The organism is Pseudomonas sp. MIACH (genome assembly GCF_001269925.1).
Classification (GTDB): domain Bacteria; phylum Pseudomonadota; class Gammaproteobacteria; order Pseudomonadales; family Pseudomonadaceae; genus Aquipseudomonas.
Window position 1 is genome coordinate 18,295 of the sequence record NZ_LHVO01000028.1, and the last position, 23,394, is coordinate 41,688.

Here is a 23,394-nt window from a genome sequence, read left to right on the forward strand (position 1 = left end):
CGTCGCCCATGAAGCCCCTGTTTACCGTACTCGCCACCGGCCTGATGCTGCTCGGTTCTGCCACCAGCTACGCCGCGTCCACCGTCGACCTGACCGTCAAGGGACTGATCGTACCGAGCGCCTGCACCCCCGTGCTGTCCAGCGGAGGCGTGATCGACCACGGCAAGATTTCCGCCAAGGACCTGAACATAAACAACCCAACGCATATCGGGACCCACACCTTGACCATGGTCGTCAGCTGCGACAGCGCGATCAGCTTTGCACTGCACTCGGTCGACAACCGGGCCGGTTCGTCCATCACCCCCTCCTACTACGGCCTGGGCCTGATCAACGGCAACCAGAAGCTCGGCTGGTTTGGCCTGACACTCGACAACCCGGTCGCCGACAGTGTCGCAGTGCAGTCAATAGCGTCCTTCAACGGACGGGACAATTGGTACCGCGAAAAATTCTGGGACCCGGGCCTGTACATGTCGGTGGCCAGCATGGCCGACGACACTCAACCGGTACCGGTCAAGGACTTGTCGCTGGACGTAATGGTTGAAACCTACATCGCCCGCACCGACGGCCTGGACCTGAGCAACGAGGTCACCCTCGACGGCTCGGCCACCCTGGAAGTGAAGTACCTGTAACACCCCGAGCGCCCATGCCTGGCAATCCCTCACGGGCATGGGCGTTGTTTTTGTACCGCCCGTATTCAACTCGACCCGTGGCGCTCCCCATGAACACGCTCACTCAACGCTTGGCTGTATTGCTCTTGCTGACGATTATCCCTGCGGTGTTCGCCGCATCCTTCGTCGACCTTACGGTGACCGGGCGGCTGACGCCGGACGCCTGTCACGTCATGCTCTCAGACGAAGGCACGGTCGATCACGGAAAAATCCCCTCGCACAGCTTGAATGCCAACAAATTCACGGTACTGCCCAGCCAGTTGCTGCAACTGAATGTGCAATGCAGCAGGCCGATGCTGTTTGCCCTGGTGGGGCTCGACAACCGTGCCGAGTCGTCACTGGCCCCCGGTTTTTTCTATGGCCTGGGCAGGAACATTCATGTGCCGGCCGAGCGCCTGGGATCCGTAGCCTTGTCCTACCGCAACCCCATCGGTGATGCGCAGCCCATGCAGGTCATGGCCTCCAGTGACAACGGTGAAACCTGGTCGCCGGAACCGAATGCGTACCCCAAGTCCTATGTGGGCTTTGCGCCTCCCGGTGATCGCCAGCCCGACTTCATCGGTCAGTTGAGCACCCAACTGCGCATCGACACCTCCATCAATTTCGCCGAGTACCTGACCCTGAATCAGGAGGTACCGCTGGACGGCTCCATCGTGCTGGACCTGCGCTACCTCTGACCTCTTCACGCTGCCCCAATGGAAAACCCCGTCATGCTGACGACATCGTTCAAACCCTCCACCTGCCTGCTTGCCCTGACCCTGCTGTTTGGCACAGGCGCGCAGGCCGACGGCATGATCCCGGACACCTCCGTGGTCATCGTCTACGAAGCCGAAGGGGAGGCGGCCGTTTCGGTCACTAACACCGACGCCCAACTGGCCCTGCTGCACGTCACCCTGGAAGACATTCCCGAAGACCGCGAGCCGTTGCTGGTGGTCACCCCGCCCCTGTCGCGGGTGGAAGCGTCCAAATCACAACTGGTGCGGTTCATCCTGCAACGCCAGCAACCACTGCAAACACAGCGGCTCAAGCGCGCGATCTTCGAAGGCATGCCCCAGGGCCGTCCCGCCACCGAAGCCGGGCATGCCCGGGTGGGCGTGACCGTGCGCCAGAACCTGCCGGTGATCATTCATCCCAAGGGCCTGGCGCTTAATCGCACGCCCTGGACCCGCCTGACCTGGTCACAACACGGCAGCACTTTGCAGGTACGCAACGACAGCCCGTATGTGGTGCGCCTGGCCCAGGAGCTGCGCCTGCTGCCTGGCGACGGCAAGGCCATGCTGCCGCGCACCTACGTGTTGCCGGGGGAAACCTTGAGCGTACCCGCCACCGGTGGCGCCGCCACTAAAGTGCGGCTGCAACCGGCCACGGTGTATGGCTTTGCCGTGGCCGCCTACGAAGCCCCCCTCACCTGACCAACGCCTGCATCACGAAGTGACGGCGCCAAGACCGTCATCGGGGCGCGCAGACGCCCATCATTCGAGTGCCTTTCGTGAAAACAGTATTGAGCTACCGTGACGGCGATGCCGTGCCCGACATACCCGCCCGCAGCGCCTTCCCAGCGCTGTTGCTGGCGTGCACCCTGCTGCCCGCCGAAGCCTGGGCCCAAGAACGCACCAGCTTTGATGCGACCACCCTGCACCAACGCGGCATCGACCCGCAGTTGGCCAGCCTGCTGCTGGACGCACCGCGCTTTGCCGCTGGCCGGCACGCGGTGAGCCTGCGGGTCAACGGCCAGCCCAGGGGGCGCTTGGAAGTCGGTTTCGATCAACACGGCCAACTCTGTTTTGACCAGGCCCTGCTGGACGCCGCCAACCTGAGGGTGCCCGGCGACAGCGGTCCCTGCCATGACCTGTTCGCGCAGTACCCCCAAAGTCTGGTGGAGCAGGACCCGGCCAGCCTCACCGTATCGCTGGTGGTGCCCAGCGAAGCGCTGCGACCGCTGCAACAGGACATCTCCGGCTATCAAACCGGTGGTGTCGCCGCCCTGCTCAATTACGACCTCACGGGTTTCTATAACCGCTTCAGCGATGACGACAGCCGCTTTGGCTCGGCGAATACCGAGGTGGGCTTCAACGCGGGCGACTGGATCGTGCGCAGCCGCCAGGTACAGACCTGGCAGGATGGCCTGTCGCGCAGCACCCACCTTGAGGCGTATGCCCAACGCACCTTTGCCAGCCTTCAGGCAGTCCTGCAAGCCGGGCAGATCAATCTCTACAACCCGGTGTTGTCGGGTGCACAGATCACCGGGATGCAGGTACTGACCGAACAGGCGCTTCAAGAGCAAGGCCAGGGCGCGACCATCGACGGTATCGCCAACAGCCCGGCCCAGGTCGAGGTGCGGCAGAACGGCGCGTTGATTCACTCCACCGTGGTGCCGGCCGGGCCGTTTTCCCTGACGGATGTGCGGCGCCTGAACTCTCGCTCGGACGTCGAAGTCACGGTCAAGGAAAGCAGCGGCGGCGAGCGCCGTTTCACCGTTCCCGCCGCCATGCTCGGCCTCGGGCTCGCGGCGCCGGGGTACTCGGTGGCAGCGGGCCGCGTGCGCACTATCGGCGATGCCCAGGGTGACGATCCTTGGGTGGTCAGCGCAGGCTGGACCGGCGCCGTGCACCCGCAACTGTCCTTGGGCAGCGGGGTGCTGGCGTCCAGCGAATACCGTGCGGCGGGCGTGAGCCTGGGGTGGCTGCCATGGCTGGACAGTCAGGTGCAGTTGACCACTCAGCTTGCCGATACCCAGGCACGGCACAAGGTGCGTGGTGTGCAGACCGACCTGGGATGGTCTCAGCGCCTGAATGACCAATGGTCATTCAGCGTCGCCAACTCCTGGCGCACATCCGGCTATCGGGAACTGGAAGAAGCCACTTACGAAGCCGAAATCACTCAGCAACGGCGCTCACGTTATCGCGATCAACAAAGCGCCACGGTCGGTTGGTCGCACCCGTGGCTGGGGGCATTCAGTGCCGGGCTGTCGCGCTCCAGCAGCTTTGATGGCGACAGCAGCAGCCGAGGCCTGGCGGCGTGGGGCACCAGCGTCGGTGGCGTGTCGTTGTCGGCCAGTGCGGAATGGCAGATAGGCGGGCGCCAGCAACAGGACAACGCGGTGTACCTGAATGTCAGCCTGCCCCTGGGCGAAAGTCGTCGCGTGCGCGCCTGGGTGCGTAACTCGGGCGGCGAACATCGCACCGGCCTGGGGCTGAACGAACAGATCGATGATCAATTGAGCTATCGCGTCAGCGCCGAACACGACACCCGCGACCAACAGGTGGAAACCACCCTCGGGCTCTCGGCCCTGCCGCGCTACAGCCAACTCGACGTCAGCTACAGCCGCTCCGATGCCGAGCGATCGAGCTATCAAGGCAGTGCCCGGGGTGGCGTGGTGGTGCATGGCGACGGAGTGACCTTTTCGCCCTACCCGGTGCGCGACACCTTCGCCGTGGTCTCGGTGGGCGATATGGGCGGCATCAAGTTGAGCACCCCCAGCGGGCCGGTGTGGACCGACTGGCAAGGCCAGGCCGTGGTGCCCCAAGTGAACGCCTATGGCCGCAGCCCGGTGGAAGTGCAGACCCGCTCGCTGCCGCGCAATGCCGATATCAACAACGGCCTGGCAATGATCTCGGCCGGGCGTGGCGCGGTGGATCGGGTCGAGTTCGGGGTGACGTTGACTCGCCGAGTGTTGCTCACCGCACGTACCGAACAAGGCGCACTGCTGCCCCGTGGCGCCTCCGTCAGCACCGCCGACGGCGAGTTCGTGACCCTGGTGCAGGACGGCGGCCAGGTGTTCCTGCCCAATGTGCTGGAGCAATCCGCACTGTGGGTCAGCGCGCCCGGCATGACGCGCTGCCGGTTGCACTTCGAGGTGCCGGCCAAAGGCGATCCCCAGGTGTATTTCGAAACCGCGCCCGCGCGCTGCAACCCCCTATGAGGACGATCACCATGCTCCTTTTCCGCGCCCCCTGGCTGACGGCTGCATTGATGAGCGTCGGCCTCGTCGCAAACGTGTGGGCCGACGATGAGTGCCGGATAAACATCAGCGAACCGGTGCTCGACTTCGGCCTGATGAAGCGCCTTGCACAACACGACGCCGCGCCGCAGCGCCTGCTCGGCGAACGCCGCTTGAGCGTGAACCTCAACTGCCCGCAATCGACAGACATGAGTGTGTTCTATCGCGCCCTCGCGGCCAGTGCCCAACGCCTGCAATTTACCGAGCACGGCACCTACGCTCTGCAGGTCAGCGACGGCGTGCTGGACGGCCAGGCGGTGGAGCTGGGCTTGCTGCCGGCAGCCGGCCAGGCACCGGCCGCGGTCGGTACGACGTTGAGCTGGCTGCCAGGCCACGGCGTGGCCCCCGTGCAAGGCACCCGCGTCGTACAGGGCAAGCACTTCGCGCTGCAAGTGAGCCTCAGCGCCTGGGCCGACGTCGCCGCGACCCGGGTCCGCGAGGCGACCACCTGGGAAGTGTCCGGGACGTTCGATACCCGCCAGGGCGACCGCTCGCGGGAACTCACCCTGCGCGCCCACTTCGCCCCCATCGCGTGCACACCGCAGTTGTCCAACGGCGGGCTGGTGGATTACGGCACGCTGCTGGCCAAGGACCTCAATACCAGCAATGAAACCCCGCTGCCGACCCGCACCTTGCAACTCTCCGTGAGTTGCGACGCGGCGACGTCTTTCGCGCTGAAGATGCATGACAACCGCAAAGGCTCTGCCACCGGCGGTATCGATGAAACCGCCTACGGCCTGGATCTGGACGGCAGCCAGAACAAGATTGGGCGCTTCTACTTGAACATCGACCCGGCCGAGTTCAGCGCCGACGCACTCGGCACCCTGTATCGCACCGACTCCACCAGTGGCGGGGCGGCGTGGAGCAGTTCCAGTGCCCGGCAGATCCCCATCGCCGCCAACAGCCTGATGGGGTTTACCGATAGCGTCGGCAATACCCGTGGGCCGGTGCCGATCCAGCACCTCGTCGGTACGGTGCGCATCAAGGCCTACCTGGCCCCGACCCAATCACTGGACCTGCGCAACGTGGTGTACATCAACGGTTCGGGCACCCTTGAAATCATCTACCCCTGACCTCTGGAGCTCCCTTTATGAACACGTATTGCACTGTCGTTTGCGCCCTGGCGGTACTCACCACAGCCCCCCACACCCTGGCCGCCTCCAGCGTGGACCTGAGTGTCAAAGGCCGGCTGACGCCCACCGCCTGCACACCCCTGCTGTCGAGCAACGGACTGATCGACTACGGCAAGATTTCCCAGCAGGACCTCAACGTCGAAAAGGGCACTCGATTACCGGTCAAGCACCTGCAAGTCAGTATCGGCTGTAACGCGCCGAACCGCTTTGCCCTGCGCATGCGTGACAACCGCGACGGCACGGCCACGGTCAACAGCGAGATTTACTACGGGCTGGGTCTGGACAACAGTGGCAACCGTATTGGCCTGTATTCCCTGAGTTTCGACCCTCGCCAGACCCAGGTAGACAGCCTCGCGACCGCCTACGGTACCGAATCCACCACCGGCGGCCTGGCCTGGCGCACCGCCAACCTCAACCCGATCGACATCGGCGCCAACAGTTACCTGGGGTTCACCGACACCCAAGGCAGTACCAGCGGACCTTCGGCGATCCAGGCGTTGACCAGCACCGTCAAGGTCGAGGCGGTGATCAACGCCAAGCAGAACCTGGACCTGAGCAGCGACACCTGGCTCGACGGCTCGGCAACCCTGGAAGTGCTGTACCTCTAGAGCCTTTCGCTGCTGACCTGCACATACAGCGCCCGCCCCGCGCCCAGCCCGGCGACGATCGCGCCCAGGCCGATCACCGCGAAAATCCAGCCGATGGCCGACCAGCCGCCGGTCCAGTCGTGCACCAGGCCTACCGCCAATGGGCCTACGGACGCCAGCGTGTAACCAATGCCCTGGGCCATGCTCGACAGGTTGGCTGCCACATGGGAGTCGCGCGAGCGCAGCACGATCAAGGTCAGCGCCAGGCTGAACGTGCCGCCCTGGCCCAGGCCGAGCAGGATCGCCCAACCCCACAGGCCGTCCAGCGGCGCATACAGGCAACCGAACAGGCCGCCGAGGGTCAGCAGCATCACCACCACAATCGCCAGGCGCTGGTCTTTGCCACGGGTTGCGAGCCAGGGCGCTGCGAGGGAACTGAACAATTGCATGACGATGGAGCCGGACAATGCCAACCCGGCTTCGGTCGCGCTCAGGCCGCGGCCGATCAAAATCGACGGCAGCCAGCCAAACACGATGTACGACAGGGACGATTGCAAGCCCATGTACACGGTGACTTGCCAGGCCAACGGGTCACGCAACAGGCCCTTGACCCGGTAGGCGACCTGGTGGGCGCCGTGTTTCTGGCCGACCTGGGGTAACCAGAACAACGCTGCCACCAACGCCGGCAGCACCCAGAAACCCAGGCCAATGGTCCAGCGGTCGCCGAAGTAATGACTCAGCGGCACCGTGGCGCCCGCCGCCAACGCTGCGCCCAGGCACAGGGCCATGGTGTAGACACCGGTCATGGCGCCGGCTTGTCTGGCGAAATCACGCTTGATGATGCCCGGCAGCAATACGCCGATGATGCCGATGCTCGCACCGGCAATCAGGCTGCCGGCGAACAACCCCACTTCGCCAAACGAACTGCGCAGGATGATGCCGGCGGCCAGGGTCAGCAGGATTCCCAGCACCACCCGCTCGGCGCCAAAACGCCGGGCCAGGACCGGTGCCATTGGCGCGAACAAGCCGAGGCACAACACCGGCAAGGTGGTCAGCAAACCGGCCTGGGCCGCCGACAATCCCAGACTGCTGGAAACCTCGGCCAGCAACGGCGCCACGCTCGACAACGCCGGGCGCAGGTTCAAGGCCACCAGGATCAGGCCCAGCAGCAACAGCCAAGGGCGGCTTACCAGCGGGTGACTGGCTTGCACCACTTCGTCGTCGGCTTCGGCGTCAATCAACAGTTCTTCCAACTCGGTCGTACGTTTGGTTTCAGGGCTCATTGATCAACTGCCGGCAAAGGGATTTGGCGCGTTCCGGGTCTTGGTGTTCCACGGCTTCAAGCAGGGCGATATGCAGGTCGAACACCGCCTGGCGGCGCGGCGAGATGTTCAGGGTCTGGCGCAACTGAGCGCCGACAATCGCGGAAAAATACTGGTACAGCTCGCTCAATGCCGGATTGTGCGCGGCATCCACCAGGCGTTTATGGAATACCAGGTCGGCGCTGATATAGGCCTCCAGGTCACCGTGGTACAGCACCGCGCTGGCCTTGAGTGCCTCATGCAAAGCGGTGAGGTCGGCTTCGGTACGGCGCATCGCCGCAAGCCCGACGGCCTCCACTTCCAGGATCTGCCGCGTCTCCTGCGCCTGCTCCAGGCTGCAGTGGGATAACGCGCGCATAGCGCCCAGCGGGTCGGTCATCGAGCGCAGGTAACTGCCGTCGCCCTGGCGGATTTCAATCAATCCGGAAAACGCCAGTACGCGCATGGCCTCACGCACGGTATTACGGCTGATGCCCAGCTCGGCGGACAGCTCCGGCTCGGTGGGCAAGCGTTCGCCGATGGCCCACTTGCCTTCGGTAATGCGCCAGCGCAACTGCTCCAGAGCCTGGTCCACCAGGGAGCGTTTGATCAGGGGGGCGATGTCTGTCATGGGATGCAGGCTTTCGTCCAATCATAGGATGAATTTTCCTACAGCCTATTCAGAGTTGCCCACAAAGGCAACGCACTAGGGTTCTTAGGCAGCAAAAGGAGCAGTATTTTCGATTGGTAAAATTACCCTTAGAGGGTAATTATTCGCCTCAGGTGTCTTATGGAAAAGTACACACCTCATTACGATCTGGCGGTGATCAAGGCGGATGTCAGGCGGCTTGGAGGCCGGGCATTTACGCTCGCAGCAAAGGAAACAGGCGCGCGGCTCGGCCTGAATATCAAGGAGATGCAAGAGGTCGTTTTCGAACTACAAAACAGGATGTTGTACAAATCGATGACCACGTATGCGGATCACCGGGTGTGGCAGGACGTGTACCACATCAATTCACACGGTCTGGAGATTTACATCAAGGTCACTTACTGCACAGCCGGTAACCCTCCAGTGATCTCCTTCAAGAAGAAGAGCTCATGAACACTCAACATTGCTTCATTTGCGGTGCACCCGACGCCATGAGGCGCTTCGAAAGCCGCAGCGAAACCCTCCGTGTCAACGGTATGGAACGGCGTGTCGACGACCTGTCTGGCTGGGAATGCCAACTGTGCGGCGACGGCATGCATGACCCTGACAGCTCCGACCGCTATAGCGCCGCCAGCGATGAACTGGTCCGCACTGCGCGGACAATGATCGGCAACGAGATGAAACGCATCCGTCGCAAGCTGCACCTTACGCAAAAAGAAACCGTGCAACTGCTGTCCGGTGGCGGTCACAACGCTTTTTCACGTTATGAACGCGGTGAGCTTCTGCCACCGAAGCCACTGGTTCTGTTAATGCGATTGTTGGACCGTTACCCTCATTTGCTCGCCGACGCCAGGATATTGGCCGAAGGCGCTGACCTGCGGGGCTTCACTCATACCGTGAACACAGGGCAGGAGGCGCTCAAGGCCTCCTGAACAGACAAAAATAAACCCGGCCAGGCCGGGTTTATTTTTTCAAACATCGATCAATGCAAAATCTGGCTCAAGAACAACTTGGTCCGGTCATTCTGCGGGTTGTCGAAGAAGTCATTCGGCGCCGCCTGTTCGACAATCTCGCCCTTGTCCATGAAGATCACGCGGTTGGCCACGGTGCGGGCAAAACCCATTTCGTGGGTCACGCACAACATGGTCATGCCGTCTTCGGCCAGGCCGATCATGGTGTCGAGTACTTCCTTGACCATTTCCGGGTCGAGGGCCGAGGTCGGTTCGTCGAACAGCATGATTTTCGGCTTCATGCACAAGGCACGGGCAATCGCCACACGCTGTTGCTGGCCGCCGGACAGCTGCCCCGGAAACTTGTGGGCCTGCTCCGGGATGCGCACACGCTCCAGGTAATGCATGGCGATTTCCTCGGCCTTGCGCTTGGGCATCTTGCGCACCCACATCGGCGCCAGCGTGCAGTTCTGCAGGATGGTCAGGTGCGGGAACAGGTTGAAGTGCTGGAACACCATGCCGACTTCACGGCGGATCGCTTCGATCTGCTTGAGGTCGTTGGTCAGCTCCACGCCATCGACCACGATGCGGCCCTGCTGGTGCTCTTCCAGACGGTTGAGGCAGCGGATGGTGGTGGACTTGCCCGAACCCGACGGGCCGCACAGCACGATACGCTCGCCCTGCTTGACGTTGAGGTTGATGTCTTTCAACACGTGGAACTGGCCGTACCACTTGTTGACGCCCTGCATCTGGATAATGCCTTCAGGGCTCACAGGCTGTTTGATCGCTTCGCTCATAACATCAACTCCTAACGCTTGTGGCCTGTGTCGAGCTTGTGTTCCAAATGAATGGAATAGCGCGACATACCAAAACAGAAAATCCAGAACACCAGGGCGGCAAACACATAGCCTTCGGTGGCCATACCCAACCATTTAGGGTCGGCGGCGGCTTGCTTGACGCTGTTGAGCAGGTCGAACAGGCCGATGATGATCACCAGGCTGGTGTCCTTGAACAACGCGATAAACGTGTTGACGATGCCGGGGATTACCATCTTCAGGGCTTGCGGCAGAATCACCAGGCCCATGCTGCGCCAGTAACCCAGGCCCATCGCCGCGGCCGCTTCGTACTGACCTTTAGGGATCGCCTGCAAACCGCCACGCACCACCTCGGCCACGTAGGCCGACTGGAACAGAATCACGCCGATCAACGCCCGCAGCAGCTTGTCGATACCCATGCCTTCAGGCAGGAACAACGGCAGCATCACCGAGGACATGAACAGCACGGTGATCAGCGGCACCCCGCGCCAGAACTCGATGAAGGTCACGCAGACCACACGAATCGCCGGCATGTTCGAGCGCCGGCCCAACGCCAGCACAATGCCCAGTGGCAAGGCACCGGCGATGCCGACGGTGGCGATGACCAGGGTCAGCATCAGGCCGCCCCATTGGCTGGTGGCCACGTTGGTCAAGCCGAAGATCCCGCCGTGCAGCAGGAAGTAGGCGATGATCGGGTACAGCACCAGGAAGCTCAGGCCGTAGATCGCCTTGCGTGGGAAACGCGAGATGAACAACGGCGCCACGCCAACGATGGCCAGCCACACGGTCAGGTCCACACGCCAGCGCAGGTCGCCGGGGTAGTAGCCGTACATGAACTGCCCGAAGCGCTGTTGGATAAACACCCAGCACGCGCCCTCTTTGGTGCAATCGGCGCGCGTGGTGCCGACCCAATTGGCATCGAGGATGGCCCAATGCAGGATCGGCGGCACCACCAGGTAGATCAGGTAAAACGCCAACAGCGTCAGCAGGGTATTGAGCCAACTGGAAAACAGATTGGCGCGCATCCAGGCCACCGGTCCGAAGACTTTGCTCGGCGGCGGCATATCAGGTTTGAAAGTATGCGAACTCATGTGCGTTTCCTCACCGCTCGATCAGCGCAATGCGCTTGTTGTACCAGTTCATCAGCAGGGAAATGCTGATGCTGATCGCCAGGTACACGCTCATGGTGATGGCAATGACTTCGATCGCCTGGCCGGTCTGGTTGAGCACCGTGCCGGCAAACAACGAAACCATTTCCGGGTAACCGATACCGGCGGCCAACGACGAGTTTTTCGCCAGGTTCAGGTACTGGCTGGTCAGCGGCGGAATGATCACCCGCAGGGCTTGCGGGATGATGACCTTGCGCAGCGTCGGCCCAGGGCGCAGGCCCAGGGAGCGCGCGGCTTCGGTCTGGCCGTGGCTGACGGACTTGATGCCCGAACGCACGATCTCGGCGATAAACGCTGCCGTGTACACGGTAAGCGCCAGGGTCAACGCCAGCAGTTCAGGGATCAGTACCCAGCCGCCGACAAAGTTGAAACCTGAAAGCTTTGGCATTTCCCAGTGCAGCGGCGCGCCGAAGATCAAGGCACACAACGCCGGGATCAGGATAAACAGCGCCAGGCCCGCCCAGAACTTATGGAACGGTACACCGGTCGCCTCGAAGCGCTTGTTGGCCCAACGCGCCATCAGCACGATTGCCACGATGGCAACCACGATGCTCGCCACAAACGGCCAGAAGCCGTCAGCGGCCAGCGCTGCCGGCATGTTCAGGCCACGGCTGCTGACAAAGAAGGTATCGCCGAAGTTATGGCTGTTGCGCGGCCCCGGCATGGTCAGGAACACCGCGAAGTACCAGAACAGGATCTGCAGCAGCGGTGGAATGTTGCGGAACACTTCCACATACACGGTCGCCAGCTTGTTGATCATCCAGTTCGGGGACAGACGTGCCACGCCGATGATGAAGCCGAGCAGCGTCGCCAGGACCACACCGATCACGGTCACCAGCAAGGTGTTGAGCAAGCCGATGACAAAGACGCGGGCGTAGCTGTCCGATTCGGTGTAGTCGATCAGATGCTGCGCGATGCCGAAGCCGGCACTGCGCTCAAGAAAGTCGAAACCCGAGGTAATGCCCCGGTGTTGAAGGTTGGTCTGGGTGTTATTGAAGAGGTACCAGCCCAGCGAGACCACCGCCACAATCGTGATGATCTGGAAGAGCCACGCACGCACTTTGGGATCGCTGAAGCTGAGCTTCTGCTTTGGTGCGCCGATTTGATTTTGCATGAAGTGCCCCGGAGAGAATGGAACAGAACATCACCCGGCGGTTGGCCCACCGGGTGACAGAACCATCAGCGATCAGCGCACAGGTGGTGCGTATTGAATGCCGCCGTTGTTCCACAGCGCGTTCAGGCCACGGTCGATTTCCAGTGGGGTGCTCTTGCCCAGGTTGCGCTCGAACACTTCACCGTAGTTACCGACTTGCTTGACGATCTGTACAACCCAATCTTTCTTCACTTTCAGGTCTTTGCCGTATTCGCCGTCAGCACCGAGCAGACGTGCAACGTCCGGGTTCTTGGTGGACTTGGCTTCAGCTTCAACGTTTTTGGAGGTGATACCGGCTTCTTCAGCGTTGAGCATGGCGTAGCCAACCCAGCGCACGATGGCCAGCCACTCGTCGTCGCCGTTACGCACGACCGGGCCCAGCGGTTCCTTGGAAATGGTTTCCGGCAGAACCACGTAGTCCTTCGGCGCGGCCAGCTTGCTGCGCTGGGCGAACAGTTGGGACTTGTCGGAGGTCAGTACGTCGCAACGGCCGGATTCCAGCGACTTGGCGCTTTCATCGGAGGTGTCGAAGGTGATCGGGGTGTATTTGAGGTTGTTGCCACGGAAGTAGTCGGAAACGTTCAGCTCGGTGGTGGTACCGGCCTGGATGCAGATGGTTGCACCGTCCAGTTCCTTGGCACTTTTGACGCCCAGCTTGTTGTTAACCAGGAAGCCGATGCCGTCGTAGTAAGTAATGAAGCCCGGGAATTTCAGACCCATGCCCGCATCGCGGGAGCTGGTCATGGTGGTGTTACGCGACAGGATGTCGACTTCGCCGGACTGAAGCGCGGTGAAACGCTCCTTGGCGTTCAACTGGCTGAATTTGACCTTGGTGGCATCGCCGAAAACAGCAGCGGCCACGGCACGGCAAACGTCAGCATCGATCCCGAGGATCTTGCCGCTGGCATCCGGTACCGAGAAACCCGGCAAGCCGTCACTCACGCCACATTGCACAAAGCCTTTCTTCTGCACAGCGTCCAGAGTAGCGCCGGCTTGGGCGAAACCGCTGACACCCAGTACAGCCGCCGCGCAAACGATGGCCAGGGTGGATTTCAATACCTTCATTCAAACCTCCAGTTGCTCTTGTTGTGTCGAAGCTCCAACCTCAGCGCACCCTTATGAGGCGATATCGACCCGTGTTGGCTTTTTTTAGGGTCAAGCGGCATGAGGCTTTCGCGGTAATTCCAGCTGCTATCCCGAAAGCGGCAGTCACTGATAGTGTTACCGTCTCAGGAAAGTTCTGACATCGACCTACACATAGCAAGGCGCGTACCAGAGTGGTCGCTGAGTCGTTTCAGCCCATGGTCAATAGAAAAAGATTCAACCTTGCGACATTCTCTTAACAGATCAACCTGTCGCGCACCGTTCCGTCGCACTTAATCGGAGCGCACGCACATTTATGGAGCAGACATGACCGAACCCTTGATTCTTCAGCCCGCCAAGCCCGCAGACGCCTGCGTAATCTGGTTGCATGGCCTGGGTGCCGATCGCTACGACTTCCTACCGGTGGCCGAGGCGCTGCAGGAAAGCCTGCTGTCCACCCGCTTTGTGTTGCCCCAGGCGCCTACGCGTCCGGTGACGATCAACGGCGGCTACGAGATGCCCAGCTGGTACGACATAAAGGCCATGAGCCCGGCGCGTTCGATCAGCCTGGAAGAACTGGATGAGTCGTCGAAAATGGTCACCGACCTGATCAAGGCGCAAAAAAGCGACGGAATAGACGCTTCGCGAATTTTCCTCGCAGGCTTTTCCCAAGGTGGCGCGGTGGTATTCCACACCGCGTTTACCAAATGGCAGGGCGCGCTGGGTGGCGTGATCGCCCTCTCCACCTATGCGCCCACCTTCAGTGATGAACTGGAATTGTCCGCCAGCCAGCAACGCATTCCCGCCCTCTGCCTGCACGGCCAGTACGACGAGGTGGTGCAGAACGCCATGGGGCGCACGGCGTATGAGCATCTGAAGAGCCGTGGTGTCACCGTGACATGGCAGGAATACCCAATGGGCCACGAAGTGTTACCCCAGGAGATACACGACATAGGTACCTGGCTGACGGCGCGCCTGGGCTGAAAACCCGTGTTTATGTAGCCGTATGACAGACGCACTACGCCGCGCCCGATTCTTGCATTACACTGGCCGGCGTACATTCCTTAACCAATTAATGAGATCACCGTGCTCAAAGCACTCAAGAAGATGTTCGGCAAAAGCGAGGCTGAGCCGCTCGCGCCTGTTCCCAGTGCTCCTGTGCCCTCCTCCGGCAGCCGCAATGACGGTCAACAGCCCGGCCGGACTGCACCTGTCGCCCAGCCGCAGACACCGACGGTGACACCGCCCGAACAGGCAAAACCTGAGGCTGAAGCCGCACCCGCCCCCAAGCCTCGCCGCGAACGCGCGCCAAAACCGCCGGTGATCCCGTGGAAACTCGAAGACTTCGTCGTCGAGCCCCAGGAAGGCAAGACCCGCTTCCACGATTTCAAACTCGCCCCGGAACTGATGCACGCCATCCAGGACCTGGGTTTCCCGTACTGCACGCCGATCCAGGCGCAGGTCCTGGGCTTCACCCTCGCCGGCAAAGACGCCATCGGTCGCGCCCAGACCGGTACCGGCAAGACTGCCGCGTTCCTGATCTCGATCATCACCCAGCTGCTGCAAACGCCGCCGCCGAAAGAACGCTACATGGGTGAACCGCGCGCGCTGATCATCGCCCCTACCCGGGAGCTGGTGGTGCAGATCGCCAAGGACGCCGCCGACCTGACCAAGTACACCGGCCTCAATGTGATGACGTTCGTGGGCGGCATGGACTTCGACAAGCAGCTCAAGCACCTCGAAGCCCGCCACTGCGACATCCTGGTGGCGACTCCTGGCCGCCTGCTGGACTTCAACCAGCGCGGCGACGTGCACCTGGACATGGTCGAAGTGATGGTGCTGGACGAAGCCGACCGCATGCTCGACATGGGTTTCATCCCGCAAGTGCGCCAGATCATTCGCCAGACCCCGCCGAAAAACGAACGTCAGACCCTGCTGTTCTCCGCGACCTTCACCGAAGACGTGATGAACCTCGCCAAGCAGTGGACCACTGAGCCCTCCATCGTCGAAATCGAAGTGCTGAACGTCGCCAGCGAAAACGTCGAACAGCACATCTACGCCGTGGCCGGTGCCGACAAGTACAAGCTGCTCTACAACCTGGTCAACGACAACGGTTGGGAGCGCGTGATGGTGTTCGCCAACCGCAAGGACGAGGTGCGTCGCATCGAAGAACGCCTGGTGCGCGATGGCGTGAATGCCGCGCAACTGTCCGGCGACGTGCCGCAGCACAAGCGCATCAAGACCCTGGAAGGCTTCCGCGAAGGCAAGATTCGCGTGCTGGTGGCCACCGACGTGGCCGGGCGCGGGATTCACATCGACGGCATCAGCCACGTGATCAACTTCACCCTGCCGGAAGTGCCGGACGACTACGTGCACCGCATTGGCCGCACCGGCCGGGCGGGCGCTGCGGGTGTGTCGATCAGCTTTGCCGGGGAAGATGACTCGTATCAGTTGCCGTCGATCGAGACGTTGCTGGGGCGCAAGATCAGTTGCGAGACACCGCCGACGCACTTGCTGCGGGCTGTAGAACGCAAACGCCCGTAAGCTGAAATGCAATAAAAATGTGGGAGGGGGCTTGCTCCCGATAGCAGGGTGTCAGTCACTTTATCTGTGACTGACCCACTGCTATCGGGAGCAAGCCCCCTCCCACATTTGGTTCTGTGTTCGGCTGGCTATTTCCAGCGATCAGCAGCTGCGTGGTCGCTGCCCCGACCTTCCACCCAACGCGCACCTTCGCTGGTATTTTCCTTCTTCCAGAACGGCGCACGGGTTTTCAGGTAATCCATCACAAACGCACAGGCATCGAACGCCGCCTGGCGATGGGCACTGGCGGCCGCCACAAACACAATCGGCTCACCCGGCTGCAGCGCACCGATACGATGCAGCACTTCGAGCTTGAGCAGCGGCCAGCGTTGCTCGGCTTCGACGGCGATCTTGGCCAAGGCTTTTTCCGTCATGCCGGGGTAGTGTTCCAGGAACATCCCCGCCACCTCGCGACCGTCATTGAAGTCGCGCACATAGCCGACAAAACTCACCACCGCGCCCACGCCCACATTCGCCGCGTGCATCGCGTTGACCTCGGCACCGGGGTCAAACGGCTCGACCTGTACACGAATGGCCATGTTCAGCCTCCGGTCACGGGCGGGAAGAACGCGACTTCATCACCGGCCTGCAACGGCTCGTCGAGACCGCACAACTCCTGGTTGCGAGCACACATCAAGCTGGTTTCGTTGAGCACTTCAAAGCCCGGATCACCGGCCAACGCCTGGCGCACGGCATCGACAGTGGCGAAGTCGCCTTCCATCTCAAGTGAATCCAGGCCCACTGCTTCGCTGTAACGCGCGAAAAACAGTACGTTGATGCTCATTGTTCATCCGCCTTGAAATGCCCGCTTTTACCGCCAAGCTTTTCCAGCAGGCGAATGGTTTCGATGGTCATGCCGCGATCCACGGCCTTGCACATGTCATAGATGGTCAGCGCGGCGACGCTGGCCGCCGTCAATGCTTCCATCTCCACGCCGGTCTGCCCGGACAGCTTGCAGCGCGCGACGATGTGCACCGAGTCTGCGCCATCGGGACTCAGTTCGACCTTGACCCCGGTCAACATCAGCGGGTGACACAAGGGGATCAAATCACTGGTTTTTTTCGCGGCCTGGATCCCGGCAATGCGAGCCACGGCAAACACGTCGCCCTTGGGATGGGCGCCGTCGACAATCATTTTCAGGGTCTCGGGCAGCATGCGCACCCGCGCTTCAGCCACCGCCTCACGGAACGTCACGGACTTGTCAGTGACGTCGACCATATGGGCGCGACCTTGGGAATCGAGATGAGTCAGCACAGGGATACTCCTGATCAGGAGCAGCGATTGTAAACCCAATGCATAACAAATGTGGGAGGGAGCAAGCCCCCTCCCACACTGACCGCGTTTACAAATGCGATTCGGCGTATTCGGCCAGAATCGAGCGAGGCACCCCTTGCAGCGCAATGTGCACGCCGTTCGGGAAATCCTTGAAGCGTTCCGTCAGGTAAGTCAGCCCGGAGCTGGTCGCGGACAGGTAAGGGGTGTCGATCTGTGCCAGGTTGCCCAGGCACACCACTTTGGAACCGGCGCCGGCACGGGTGATGATGGTTTTCATCTGGTGCGGGGTCAGGTTCTGGCATTCATCGATCAAAATCAGGCTCTGCTGGAAGCTGCGACCTCGGATGTAGTTGAGGGATTTGAACTGCAACGGCACTTTGCTGAGGATGTAGTCGACGCTGCCATGGGTGTTTTCGTCATCCATGTGCAAGGCTTCGAGGTTGTCGGTGATCGCCCCCAGCCACGGCTCCATTTTTTCCGCCTCGGTGCCGGGCAGGAAACCGATTTCCTGGTCCAGACCCTGCACGGAGCGGGTGGCGATGATGCGGCGATAGCGCTTGGTCACCATGGTCTGCTCGATGGCGGCGGCCAGGGCGAGGATGGTTTTACCGGAACCGGCAGCGCCCGTCAGGTTGACCAGGTGGATATCCGGGTCGAGCAGCGCATACAGCGCCAGGCTCTGGTAGATGTCACGCGGTTTCAGGCCCCAGGCTTCCTGGTGCAACAGGGGTTCCTGATGCAGGTCGAGAATCAGCAGCTTGTCGACCTGGATCTCTTTGATCCAGCCCACGAAGCCCTGTTCGTCGACGATGAATTCATTGATATGCACGGCCGGCAGGTTGTCGATCAGTTGTACCTGGTGCCAGGTGCGGCCGTGATCCTGACGGGTTTCGACCTTGCTGACACGGTCCCAGAACGAGCCGGTCATCATGTGATAACCACGGGACAGCATCGACACGTCATCGACCAGTTGGTCGGTACTGTAGTCCTCGGCAGCGATCCCACACGCTCGTGCCTTGAGGCGCATATTGATGTCTTTGGTCACCAGCACCACGCGCAGGTCCTTGTCGCGCGCATGCAGGTCGATCAATTGGTTGATGATTTTGTTGTCGTTGAGGTTTTCCGGCAGCAGGCTGTTGGGCTCGCTGCGCTTGCTCATCAGAATCGACAGCAAGCCCTTGGGCCCGCTTTTGCCGCGTTGGATCGGCACGCCGACTTCCACGTCCTCGGGTGACGCTTCGCCCAGGGTCTTGTCGATCAGGCGGATGGCCTGGCGGCATTCGGCAGCCACGCTGTGGTGCCCGCTTTTGAGTTTGTCGAGCTCCTCAAGCACGATCATCGGAATGGCGACGTGGTGTTCTTCGAAGTTAAGCAGTGCGTTTGGATCGTGGATCAATACATTGGTATCAAGCACATAAAGGATTGGCTGGTCGGAAGAAGGGGTGCGTCCATGATCATCCATACTCGGTCACCTTTGTGGGAGCCAGTCGACGCAATACCACGACAGTGCTGCGCCTCGATTCGACCACCGACTGCACCTGAGTGACGTCAAGCGCAGTGCCCACATGAGGAGTCTTGGAAGACGCCACCTGTGTTGCAGGTTTCGGCGATCTGACTTCGTAATACCGCAAAACCCATGACAGGAAAAAGCACTTTGACGCTTTTTTGAAGTTTATTTTTCAGGATGACGAATAGCACTAGCCGAGTGCCCGATGCACCGTTAAAGTCGGAAGTCCGCCTGCATCGAAATGTTGCAAAAAATCAGCGCAAAAATGCCTCGCACCCAACAGGGCCGGGCACTTCATCTTTTTAACGAAATGCTTCCCGGCAGTCCTGCCAACCCAGCCCACTTTGCGCCGTTGCTTGCAGCAACATCGGCAATGCCACCCGCGCCTTGTCCTGGGTGTCGTGAAACACAATCACGCCTTTGCGCCACAACAGCATCAACGTCAGCACCCGCTGCGCAGACTCATCCGCCTTGAGCTTGCCCGGCTCGTCCTGGGAATCGATGTCCCATAACGCCACCTGCAAGCCCTGGGACTGGAAAAACCCCTGGCTGTCCGCGCGACGTTGCCCGTAAGGCGGACGGAACAGCGGCACGTAGTTTTCCGGCATCAGGTTCTGCACCAACTGCGCGCTGCGGGTAATGGAGCCTTGCCAGTCGACCCAATGGCTATGGGAACGGTACTGCCAGCCCTGGGTGCCGACGCACTGCCCCTGGTACAACGCCTCCACCTCAGCGGCGGAACTGCGCTCCACGCGGGTTTGCAGGCTGCTGCCGAGGGAAAAGAAGGTGGCGTTCATCTTCTGCTTGCGCAGGTAGTCGGCGAGCCAGTCGGTATTGCCGCTGACCGGCGCCGGACCGCCGTCGAAGGTCAGCAGGAAGAGACGGTCGTTGAACTCGTCGCCATTACGCTCATGGTCGCCAAAGCGTGCAACTTCGCTGCTGATCTGCGGAAACAGCGCGGCCTTGCGCAGCAGTTCGTCCAGGTAACGCTCATGGAAGGCATGGCTGGGGGCTGCCCAGCCTATATAGAAAGAGTCTTCGCTGATCGCCAACTTGCCGGCCTGCTCCCGCAGGTCGTCCATGCTCTCCACCAGGTAGCAGAACGAAGCGTCAACTTCGCAACTCTGCTGGGCGAAGGTGTAGTTCTCCAACAACCGCTGCCAAAGCTCGCGACGCAGGTCGTCGATGGCGGCCAGGTTGATGATCTTCAAGCCCAGGCGCTGCTTGAGTGCGGCTTCATCCAGGGCTTCACTGGCCAGCAGGCTGTGGGCGAACATCAGGATTTCCGCGCGCGAGGCCACATCGAACAGCGCCGGGCTGCTGAGTTTTTCCGGCCAGGTGCCACGGTCCAGGCTGGCTACATCCACCGGCGCCGCCTGGGCATTCAGGCACAGCAGGCAAGCCGACAACAAAAGCGCTATTCGCACGCAGGGTCTCCCTCTCCAGAGTCACCGGCCATCATAGCGGATCGCGCCTATCGCCATCATAGGTGGAGTCAAAACGCCCCAACCCCTAGAATCCCCGCACGATTACAGGAGACGACTTCATGCTGATGGTGATTTCCCCCGCCAAAACCCTCGACTTCGAGTCAAAGCCGGCGACCCAGCGCTTTACCCAGCCACAGTACCTGGACCATTCCCAGGTGCTGATCGAGCAACTGCGCGAGCTGAGCCCGGCGCAGATCAGCGAATTGATGCACGTATCCGACAAGATCGGCGGCCTCAACGCCGCCCGCTTCGGCAGCTGGACCCCGGCCTTCACCCCAGAGAATGCCAAGCAGGCCTTGCTGGCGTTCAAGGGCGACGTGTACACCGGCCTCAACGCCGACACCTTCACCGATGCCGACTTCAGCTACGCCCAGGACCACCTGCGCATGCTCTCGGGCCTGTACGGCCTGCTGCGCCCCCTGGACCTGATGATGCCGTACCGCCTGGAGATGGGCACCAAACTCGCCAACGCCCGTGGCAAGGACCTGTACGCCTTCTGGGGCACGCGCATCAGCGAATGGCTGAACGAAGCCCTGGCCGAACAAGGCGACGACGTACTGCTCAACCTTGCCTCCAACGAGTACTTCTCGGCGGTCAAGCGCACGGTCCTGAACGCGCGGATCATCAACACCGAGTTCAAGGACCTGAAGAACGGCCAGTACAAGATCATCAGCTTCTACGCCAAAAAGGCCCGGGGCATGATGAGCCGCTTCGTGATCGAAGAGCGCATCAACGATCCGGCCAAGCTCAAGCAGTTCGATGTGCAGGGCTATCGCTTCAATGCGGAGCAGTCCAAGCCGGATAATCTGGTGTTTTTGCGCGATCACACACCGGAATAAGGCCGTACCAGCCTCTTTCAGACGATGAAATCCAACTGTGGGAGGGGACAAGCCCCCTCCCACATTTGCCCGCGCTTCAAACCAAGATAAGCCAATTATTTGACGTCAAAAAACACACACGCGCATCCCTAACATTTTTTTCACTCGACATTTCCGATTTTTTTTCGTAGTGGCACCACTTTTTTAAATCAGTAGTGGCACAAAACTATCCCTGCGCGCCAACTCCCCACAACTACTGGCCCAAATAGCAAGTGCTATCAATATAGTACTAGTGCCATCTTCGCTAATATTTCAAGAAATTTCCGCAAACAGGATGAGCGGCCAGGAACTTCGTCCTAAAGCACCGCTCATACCACCGGTAACGAAATTCTCTGTTTCTGTAGGAGATGACTTACAAGGCGGACCAACGGAAGTAGCAAAGTTGTCACATTGAACTTTGACTCAGTGGTCACATCACCAACCGATTAGTTGAGAGCGGCGATAAGGATTAATTGCCACGAACTATAAGGCCAAGGCTGTGCTTACCCTAATGGGTCAGTGAGACAACCCAAGGCATTGATACTTAAAGGCTTACGGCCTCTATCAAAGCCCTGCGGCACTGGCGCCAGGCCCTTCTCCCAGGAAGGCTGGCTGCATTTCAGGGCAGGCCCCAATAACAAGGCCAAGTTGCGCACAACTTGAGTGCAATAGTTAGTCACTCGTTATTCAACATGCCTGTACGCGGCAAGTCGGCGTCTATTCGCCCAACTTTCGCGGCATTTGTGACGTTTGCAAACATGAACTCCAGCCATCTAATGGCATGATTTAAATACAGAGGTAATTGCGATGCGCATCAGCATATTTGGTTTGGGTTACGTTGGCGCAGTGTGTGCCGGTTGCCTGTCTGCCCGTGGCCACGAAGTGGTCGGCGTAGACATCTCCAAGGATAAGATCGACCTGATCAATGCAGGCAAATCGCCAATCGTTGAGCCAGGTCTGGGCGAGCTGTTGAGCCAGGGTATCGAGACCGGTCGGCTGCGCGGCACCACCAACTTCGCCGACGCCATCCGCGATACCGACTTGTCGATGATCTGCGTCGGCACGCCAAGCAAGAAAAATGGCGACCTGGAACTCGACTACATCGAAGCCGTGTGCCGCGAGATCGGTTTTGTCCTGCGTGACAAAGCCACCCGCCATACCGTCGTCGTACGTAGCACCGTGTTGCCAGGCACCGTGGCCAACGTGGTCATCCCAATCCTCGAAGACTGCTCCGGCAAGAAAGCCGGCGTCGATTTCGGTGTTGCGGTCAACCCGGAATTCCTGCGCGAATCCACCGCCATTGCCGACTACGACCTGCCACCGATGACCGTCATCGGCGAATTCGACAAAGCCTCCGGCGATGTCCTGCAGTCCCTGTACGAAGAGCTCGACGCACCGATCATCCGCAAGGACATCGCCGTTGCCGAGATGATCAAGTACACCTGCAACGTGTGGCACGCCACCAAAGTGACCTTCGCCAACGAGATCGGCAACATTGCCAAGGCCGTCGGCGTCGACGGTCGCGAAGTGATGGAAGTGGTCTGCCAGGACAAGACCCTCAACCTGTCCCAGTACTACATGCGCCCAGGCTTCGCCTTCGGCGGCTCGTGCCTGCCGAAGGACGTACGCGCCCTGACCTACCGCGCCAGCTCCCTGGACGTGGAAGCGCCGCTGCTCAACTCGCTGATGCGCAGCAACGAATCCCAGGTGCAGAACGCCTTCGACATCGTCGCCGGCCACGACAAACGCAAAGTCGCGCTGCTGGGCCTGAGCTTCAAGGCCGGTACCGATGACCTGCGCGAAAGCCCGCTGGTAGAGCTGGCGGAAATGCTGATCGGCAAGGGCTTCGACCTGAGCATCTACGACAGCAACGTCGAATACGCCCGTGTCCACGGCGCGAACAAGGACTACATCGAAGGCAAGATCCCCCACGTGTCGTCCCTGCTCAACTCGGACTTCGACGAAGTGATCAACAACTCCGACGTGATCATCCTCGGCAACCGCGATGAGAAGTTCCGTGCCCTGGCGCAGAACGCACCGCACGGCAAGCAAGTGATCGACCTGGTGGGCTTCATGTCCAAGGCCACCTGTGCGACCGGCCGTACCGAAGGCATTTGCTGGTAACAGCAACGGCAAGTTTCGGGCTGCAGGCGTACCAATCCCCAGCGCTTGCAGCT

The 23,394-nt window shown here is 60.8% G+C and carries 23 protein-coding genes; 12 read left to right on the top strand and 11 right to left on the bottom strand.

The genetic code is table 11. The annotated features are described in order from the left end of the window. Positions 1 to 8 precede the first annotated feature (8 nt). The 6 genes from AD670_RS10205 (at position 9) to AD670_RS10230 (ending at position 6,409) form a co-directional block, all read left to right on the top strand. Complete coding sequence (locus tag AD670_RS10205; RefSeq protein ID WP_053131295.1) at positions 9 to 629, top strand: DUF1120 domain-containing protein; 621 nt, start codon at positions 9 to 11, stop codon at positions 627 to 629. A gap of 89 nt (positions 630 to 718) precedes the next feature. After that, positions 719 to 1,345, top strand: coding sequence for a DUF1120 domain-containing protein (locus AD670_RS10210; RefSeq protein ID WP_053131298.1), 627 nt, complete (start codon positions 719 to 721; stop codon positions 1,343 to 1,345). Between the two features lie 33 nt (positions 1,346 to 1,378). Continuing rightward, entirely contained in the window at positions 1,379 to 2,080 is a 702-nt protein-coding gene (locus AD670_RS10215) for a fimbria/pilus chaperone family protein (RefSeq protein WP_053131301.1), read from the top strand. Between the two features lie 77 nt (positions 2,081 to 2,157). Beyond that, complete coding sequence (locus tag AD670_RS10220; protein WP_172681462.1) at positions 2,158 to 4,590, top strand: fimbria/pilus outer membrane usher protein; 2,433 nt, start codon at positions 2,158 to 2,160, stop codon at positions 4,588 to 4,590. Between the two features lie 11 nt (positions 4,591 to 4,601). Next, positions 4,602 to 5,741: a DUF1120 domain-containing protein gene (locus AD670_RS10225; protein WP_082340949.1), complete on the top strand. Its 1,140-nt coding sequence runs from the start codon at positions 4,602 to 4,604 to the stop codon at positions 5,739 to 5,741. 17 nt (positions 5,742 to 5,758) lie between these two features. Beyond that, positions 5,759 to 6,409 carry a DUF1120 domain-containing protein gene (locus AD670_RS10230; RefSeq protein ID WP_053131307.1) on the top strand — a complete coding sequence of 217 codons (651 nt, stop codon included), beginning with the start codon at positions 5,759 to 5,761 and terminating at the stop codon, positions 6,407 to 6,409. Here the strand turns inward: AD670_RS10230 and AD670_RS10235 are convergent. Both AD670_RS10235 and AD670_RS10240 read right to left on the bottom strand, forming a co-directional pair. Next, positions 6,406 to 7,671, bottom strand: a complete 1,266-nt coding sequence (locus tag AD670_RS10235; protein ID WP_053131309.1) for a CynX/NimT family MFS transporter — start codon at positions 7,669 to 7,671, stop codon at positions 6,406 to 6,408. The genes AD670_RS10230 and AD670_RS10235 overlap by 4 nt on opposite strands. Beyond that, a complete protein-coding gene (locus AD670_RS10240) occupies positions 7,661 to 8,320 on the bottom strand; it encodes a FadR/GntR family transcriptional regulator (protein ID WP_053131924.1) in 660 nt (219 codons plus the stop codon). Before AD670_RS10240 ends, AD670_RS10235 begins: the two co-directional genes overlap by 11 nt. 159 nt (positions 8,321 to 8,479) lie before the next feature. On the opposite strand from AD670_RS10240, the gene AD670_RS10245 reads away from it, so the two are divergent. Next, positions 8,480 to 8,791: a type II toxin-antitoxin system MqsR family toxin gene (locus AD670_RS10245; RefSeq protein ID WP_053131314.1), complete on the top strand. Its 312-nt coding sequence runs from the start codon at positions 8,480 to 8,482 to the stop codon at positions 8,789 to 8,791. Continuing rightward, a complete protein-coding gene (locus AD670_RS10250; protein WP_053131316.1) occupies positions 8,788 to 9,270 on the top strand; it encodes a type II toxin-antitoxin system MqsA family antitoxin in 483 nt (160 codons plus the stop codon). The genes AD670_RS10245 and AD670_RS10250 overlap by 4 nt, the downstream gene beginning before the upstream one ends. Positions 9,271 to 9,320: 50 nt before the next feature. On the opposite strand, the gene AD670_RS10255 is transcribed toward AD670_RS10250, so the two are convergent. The 4 genes from AD670_RS10255 to AD670_RS10270 form a co-directional block, all read right to left on the bottom strand. Next, positions 9,321 to 10,085, bottom strand: a complete 765-nt coding sequence (locus AD670_RS10255) for an amino acid ABC transporter ATP-binding protein (protein ID WP_003171943.1) — start codon at positions 10,083 to 10,085, stop codon at positions 9,321 to 9,323. An 11-nt stretch (positions 10,086 to 10,096) separates the two neighbouring features. Beyond that, positions 10,097 to 11,194, bottom strand: coding sequence for an amino acid ABC transporter permease (locus AD670_RS10260; RefSeq protein WP_053131318.1), 1,098 nt, complete (start codon positions 11,192 to 11,194; stop codon positions 10,097 to 10,099). A 10-nt stretch (positions 11,195 to 11,204) separates the two neighbouring features. Beyond that, complete coding sequence (locus AD670_RS10265) at positions 11,205 to 12,386, bottom strand: amino acid ABC transporter permease (RefSeq protein WP_053131320.1); 1,182 nt, start codon at positions 12,384 to 12,386, stop codon at positions 11,205 to 11,207. Positions 12,387 to 12,458: 72 nt separating this feature from the next. After that, positions 12,459 to 13,490 carry an amino acid ABC transporter substrate-binding protein gene (locus tag AD670_RS10270; RefSeq protein ID WP_053131322.1) on the bottom strand — a complete coding sequence of 344 codons (1,032 nt, stop codon included), beginning with the start codon at positions 13,488 to 13,490 and terminating at the stop codon, positions 12,459 to 12,461. A 345-nt stretch (positions 13,491 to 13,835) separates the two neighbouring features. On the opposite strand from AD670_RS10270, the gene AD670_RS10275 reads away from it, so the two are divergent. Beyond that, the gene (locus AD670_RS10275) at positions 13,836 to 14,492 is read left to right on the top strand and encodes an alpha/beta hydrolase (RefSeq protein WP_053131324.1); all 657 of its coding nucleotides are present in this window, start codon (positions 13,836 to 13,838) and stop codon (positions 14,490 to 14,492) included. Between the two features lie 96 nt (positions 14,493 to 14,588). Continuing rightward, on the top strand, positions 14,589 to 16,052 hold the full coding sequence (rhlB, locus tag AD670_RS10280) for an ATP-dependent RNA helicase RhlB (protein WP_172681464.1): 1,464 nt from the start codon (positions 14,589 to 14,591) through the stop codon (positions 16,050 to 16,052). A gap of 128 nt (positions 16,053 to 16,180) precedes the next feature. Here rhlB and moaE read toward each other — a convergent pair whose 3' ends face one another. From moaE to AD670_RS10305, 5 genes are all read right to left on the bottom strand, one after another. After that, positions 16,181 to 16,630, bottom strand: a complete 450-nt coding sequence (gene moaE, locus AD670_RS10285) for a molybdopterin synthase catalytic subunit MoaE (RefSeq protein WP_053131330.1) — start codon at positions 16,628 to 16,630, stop codon at positions 16,181 to 16,183. A 2-nt stretch (positions 16,631 to 16,632) separates the two neighbouring features. Further along, a complete protein-coding gene (gene moaD / locus AD670_RS10290; protein WP_053131334.1) occupies positions 16,633 to 16,875 on the bottom strand; it encodes a molybdopterin converting factor subunit 1 in 243 nt (80 codons plus the stop codon). Next, positions 16,872 to 17,345, bottom strand: a complete 474-nt coding sequence (gene moaC, locus AD670_RS10295; protein WP_053131337.1) for a cyclic pyranopterin monophosphate synthase MoaC — start codon at positions 17,343 to 17,345, stop codon at positions 16,872 to 16,874. The genes moaD and moaC overlap by 4 nt, the downstream gene beginning before the upstream one ends. Before the next feature lie 88 nt (positions 17,346 to 17,433). Next, positions 17,434 to 18,828, bottom strand: a complete 1,395-nt coding sequence (locus AD670_RS10300; protein WP_032877681.1) for a PhoH family protein — start codon at positions 18,826 to 18,828, stop codon at positions 17,434 to 17,436. 347 nt (positions 18,829 to 19,175) lie between these two features. Continuing rightward, positions 19,176 to 20,300, bottom strand: a complete 1,125-nt coding sequence (locus AD670_RS10305) for a polysaccharide deacetylase family protein (RefSeq protein WP_053131340.1) — start codon at positions 20,298 to 20,300, stop codon at positions 19,176 to 19,178. A 119-nt stretch (positions 20,301 to 20,419) separates the two neighbouring features. Between AD670_RS10305 and yaaA the strand changes: the two genes are divergently transcribed. Together yaaA and AD670_RS10315 are read left to right on the top strand one after the other, a co-directional pair. Continuing rightward, a complete protein-coding gene (gene yaaA / locus AD670_RS10310; RefSeq protein ID WP_053131342.1) occupies positions 20,420 to 21,199 on the top strand; it encodes a peroxide stress protein YaaA in 780 nt (259 codons plus the stop codon). Between the two features lie 825 nt (positions 21,200 to 22,024). After that, positions 22,025 to 23,341, top strand: a complete 1,317-nt coding sequence (locus tag AD670_RS10315) for a nucleotide sugar dehydrogenase (RefSeq protein WP_053131345.1) — start codon at positions 22,025 to 22,027, stop codon at positions 23,339 to 23,341. Positions 23,342 to 23,394: the final 53 nt, after the last annotated feature.

What these genes read in the sequence shown, in the direction of transcription:
- AD670_RS10205 (WP_053131295.1), top strand. Translation starts at nt 9, where the DNA reads ATGAAGCCCCTGTTTACCGTACTCGCCACCGGCCTGATGCTGCTCGGT.
- AD670_RS10210 (WP_053131298.1), top strand. Translation starts at nt 719, where the DNA reads ATGAACACGCTCACTCAACGCTTGGCTGTATTGCTCTTGCTGACGATT.
- AD670_RS10215 (WP_053131301.1), top strand. Translation starts at nt 1,379, where the DNA reads ATGCTGACGACATCGTTCAAACCCTCCACCTGCCTGCTTGCCCTGACC.
- AD670_RS10225 (WP_082340949.1), top strand. Translation starts at nt 4,602, where the DNA reads ATGCTCCTTTTCCGCGCCCCCTGGCTGACGGCTGCATTGATGAGCGTC.
- AD670_RS10230 (WP_053131307.1), top strand. Translation starts at nt 5,759, where the DNA reads ATGAACACGTATTGCACTGTCGTTTGCGCCCTGGCGGTACTCACCACA.
- AD670_RS10235 (WP_053131309.1), bottom strand. Translation starts at nt 7,671, where the DNA reads ATGAGCCCTGAAACCAAACGTACGACCGAGTTGGAAGAACTGTTGATT.
- AD670_RS10240 (WP_053131924.1), bottom strand. Translation starts at nt 8,320, where the DNA reads ATGACAGACATCGCCCCCCTGATCAAACGCTCCCTGGTGGACCAGGCT.
- AD670_RS10245 (WP_053131314.1), top strand. Translation starts at nt 8,480, where the DNA reads ATGGAAAAGTACACACCTCATTACGATCTGGCGGTGATCAAGGCGGAT.
- AD670_RS10250 (WP_053131316.1), top strand. Translation starts at nt 8,788, where the DNA reads ATGAACACTCAACATTGCTTCATTTGCGGTGCACCCGACGCCATGAGG.
- AD670_RS10255 (WP_003171943.1), bottom strand. Translation starts at nt 10,085, where the DNA reads ATGAGCGAAGCGATCAAACAGCCTGTGAGCCCTGAAGGCATTATCCAG.
- AD670_RS10260 (WP_053131318.1), bottom strand. Translation starts at nt 11,194, where the DNA reads ATGAGTTCGCATACTTTCAAACCTGATATGCCGCCGCCGAGCAAAGTC.
- AD670_RS10265 (WP_053131320.1), bottom strand. Translation starts at nt 12,386, where the DNA reads ATGCAAAATCAAATCGGCGCACCAAAGCAGAAGCTCAGCTTCAGCGAT.
- AD670_RS10270 (WP_053131322.1), bottom strand. Translation starts at nt 13,490, where the DNA reads ATGAAGGTATTGAAATCCACCCTGGCCATCGTTTGCGCGGCGGCTGTA.
- AD670_RS10275 (WP_053131324.1), top strand. Translation starts at nt 13,836, where the DNA reads ATGACCGAACCCTTGATTCTTCAGCCCGCCAAGCCCGCAGACGCCTGC.
- moaE (WP_053131330.1), bottom strand. Translation starts at nt 16,630, where the DNA reads ATGGCCATTCGTGTACAGGTCGAGCCGTTTGACCCCGGTGCCGAGGTC.
- moaD (WP_053131334.1), bottom strand. Translation starts at nt 16,875, where the DNA reads ATGAGCATCAACGTACTGTTTTTCGCGCGTTACAGCGAAGCAGTGGGC.
- AD670_RS10300 (WP_032877681.1), bottom strand. Translation starts at nt 18,828, where the DNA reads ATGGATGATCATGGACGCACCCCTTCTTCCGACCAGCCAATCCTTTAT.
- yaaA (WP_053131342.1), top strand. Translation starts at nt 20,420, where the DNA reads ATGCTGATGGTGATTTCCCCCGCCAAAACCCTCGACTTCGAGTCAAAG.
- AD670_RS10315 (WP_053131345.1), top strand. Translation starts at nt 22,025, where the DNA reads ATGCGCATCAGCATATTTGGTTTGGGTTACGTTGGCGCAGTGTGTGCC.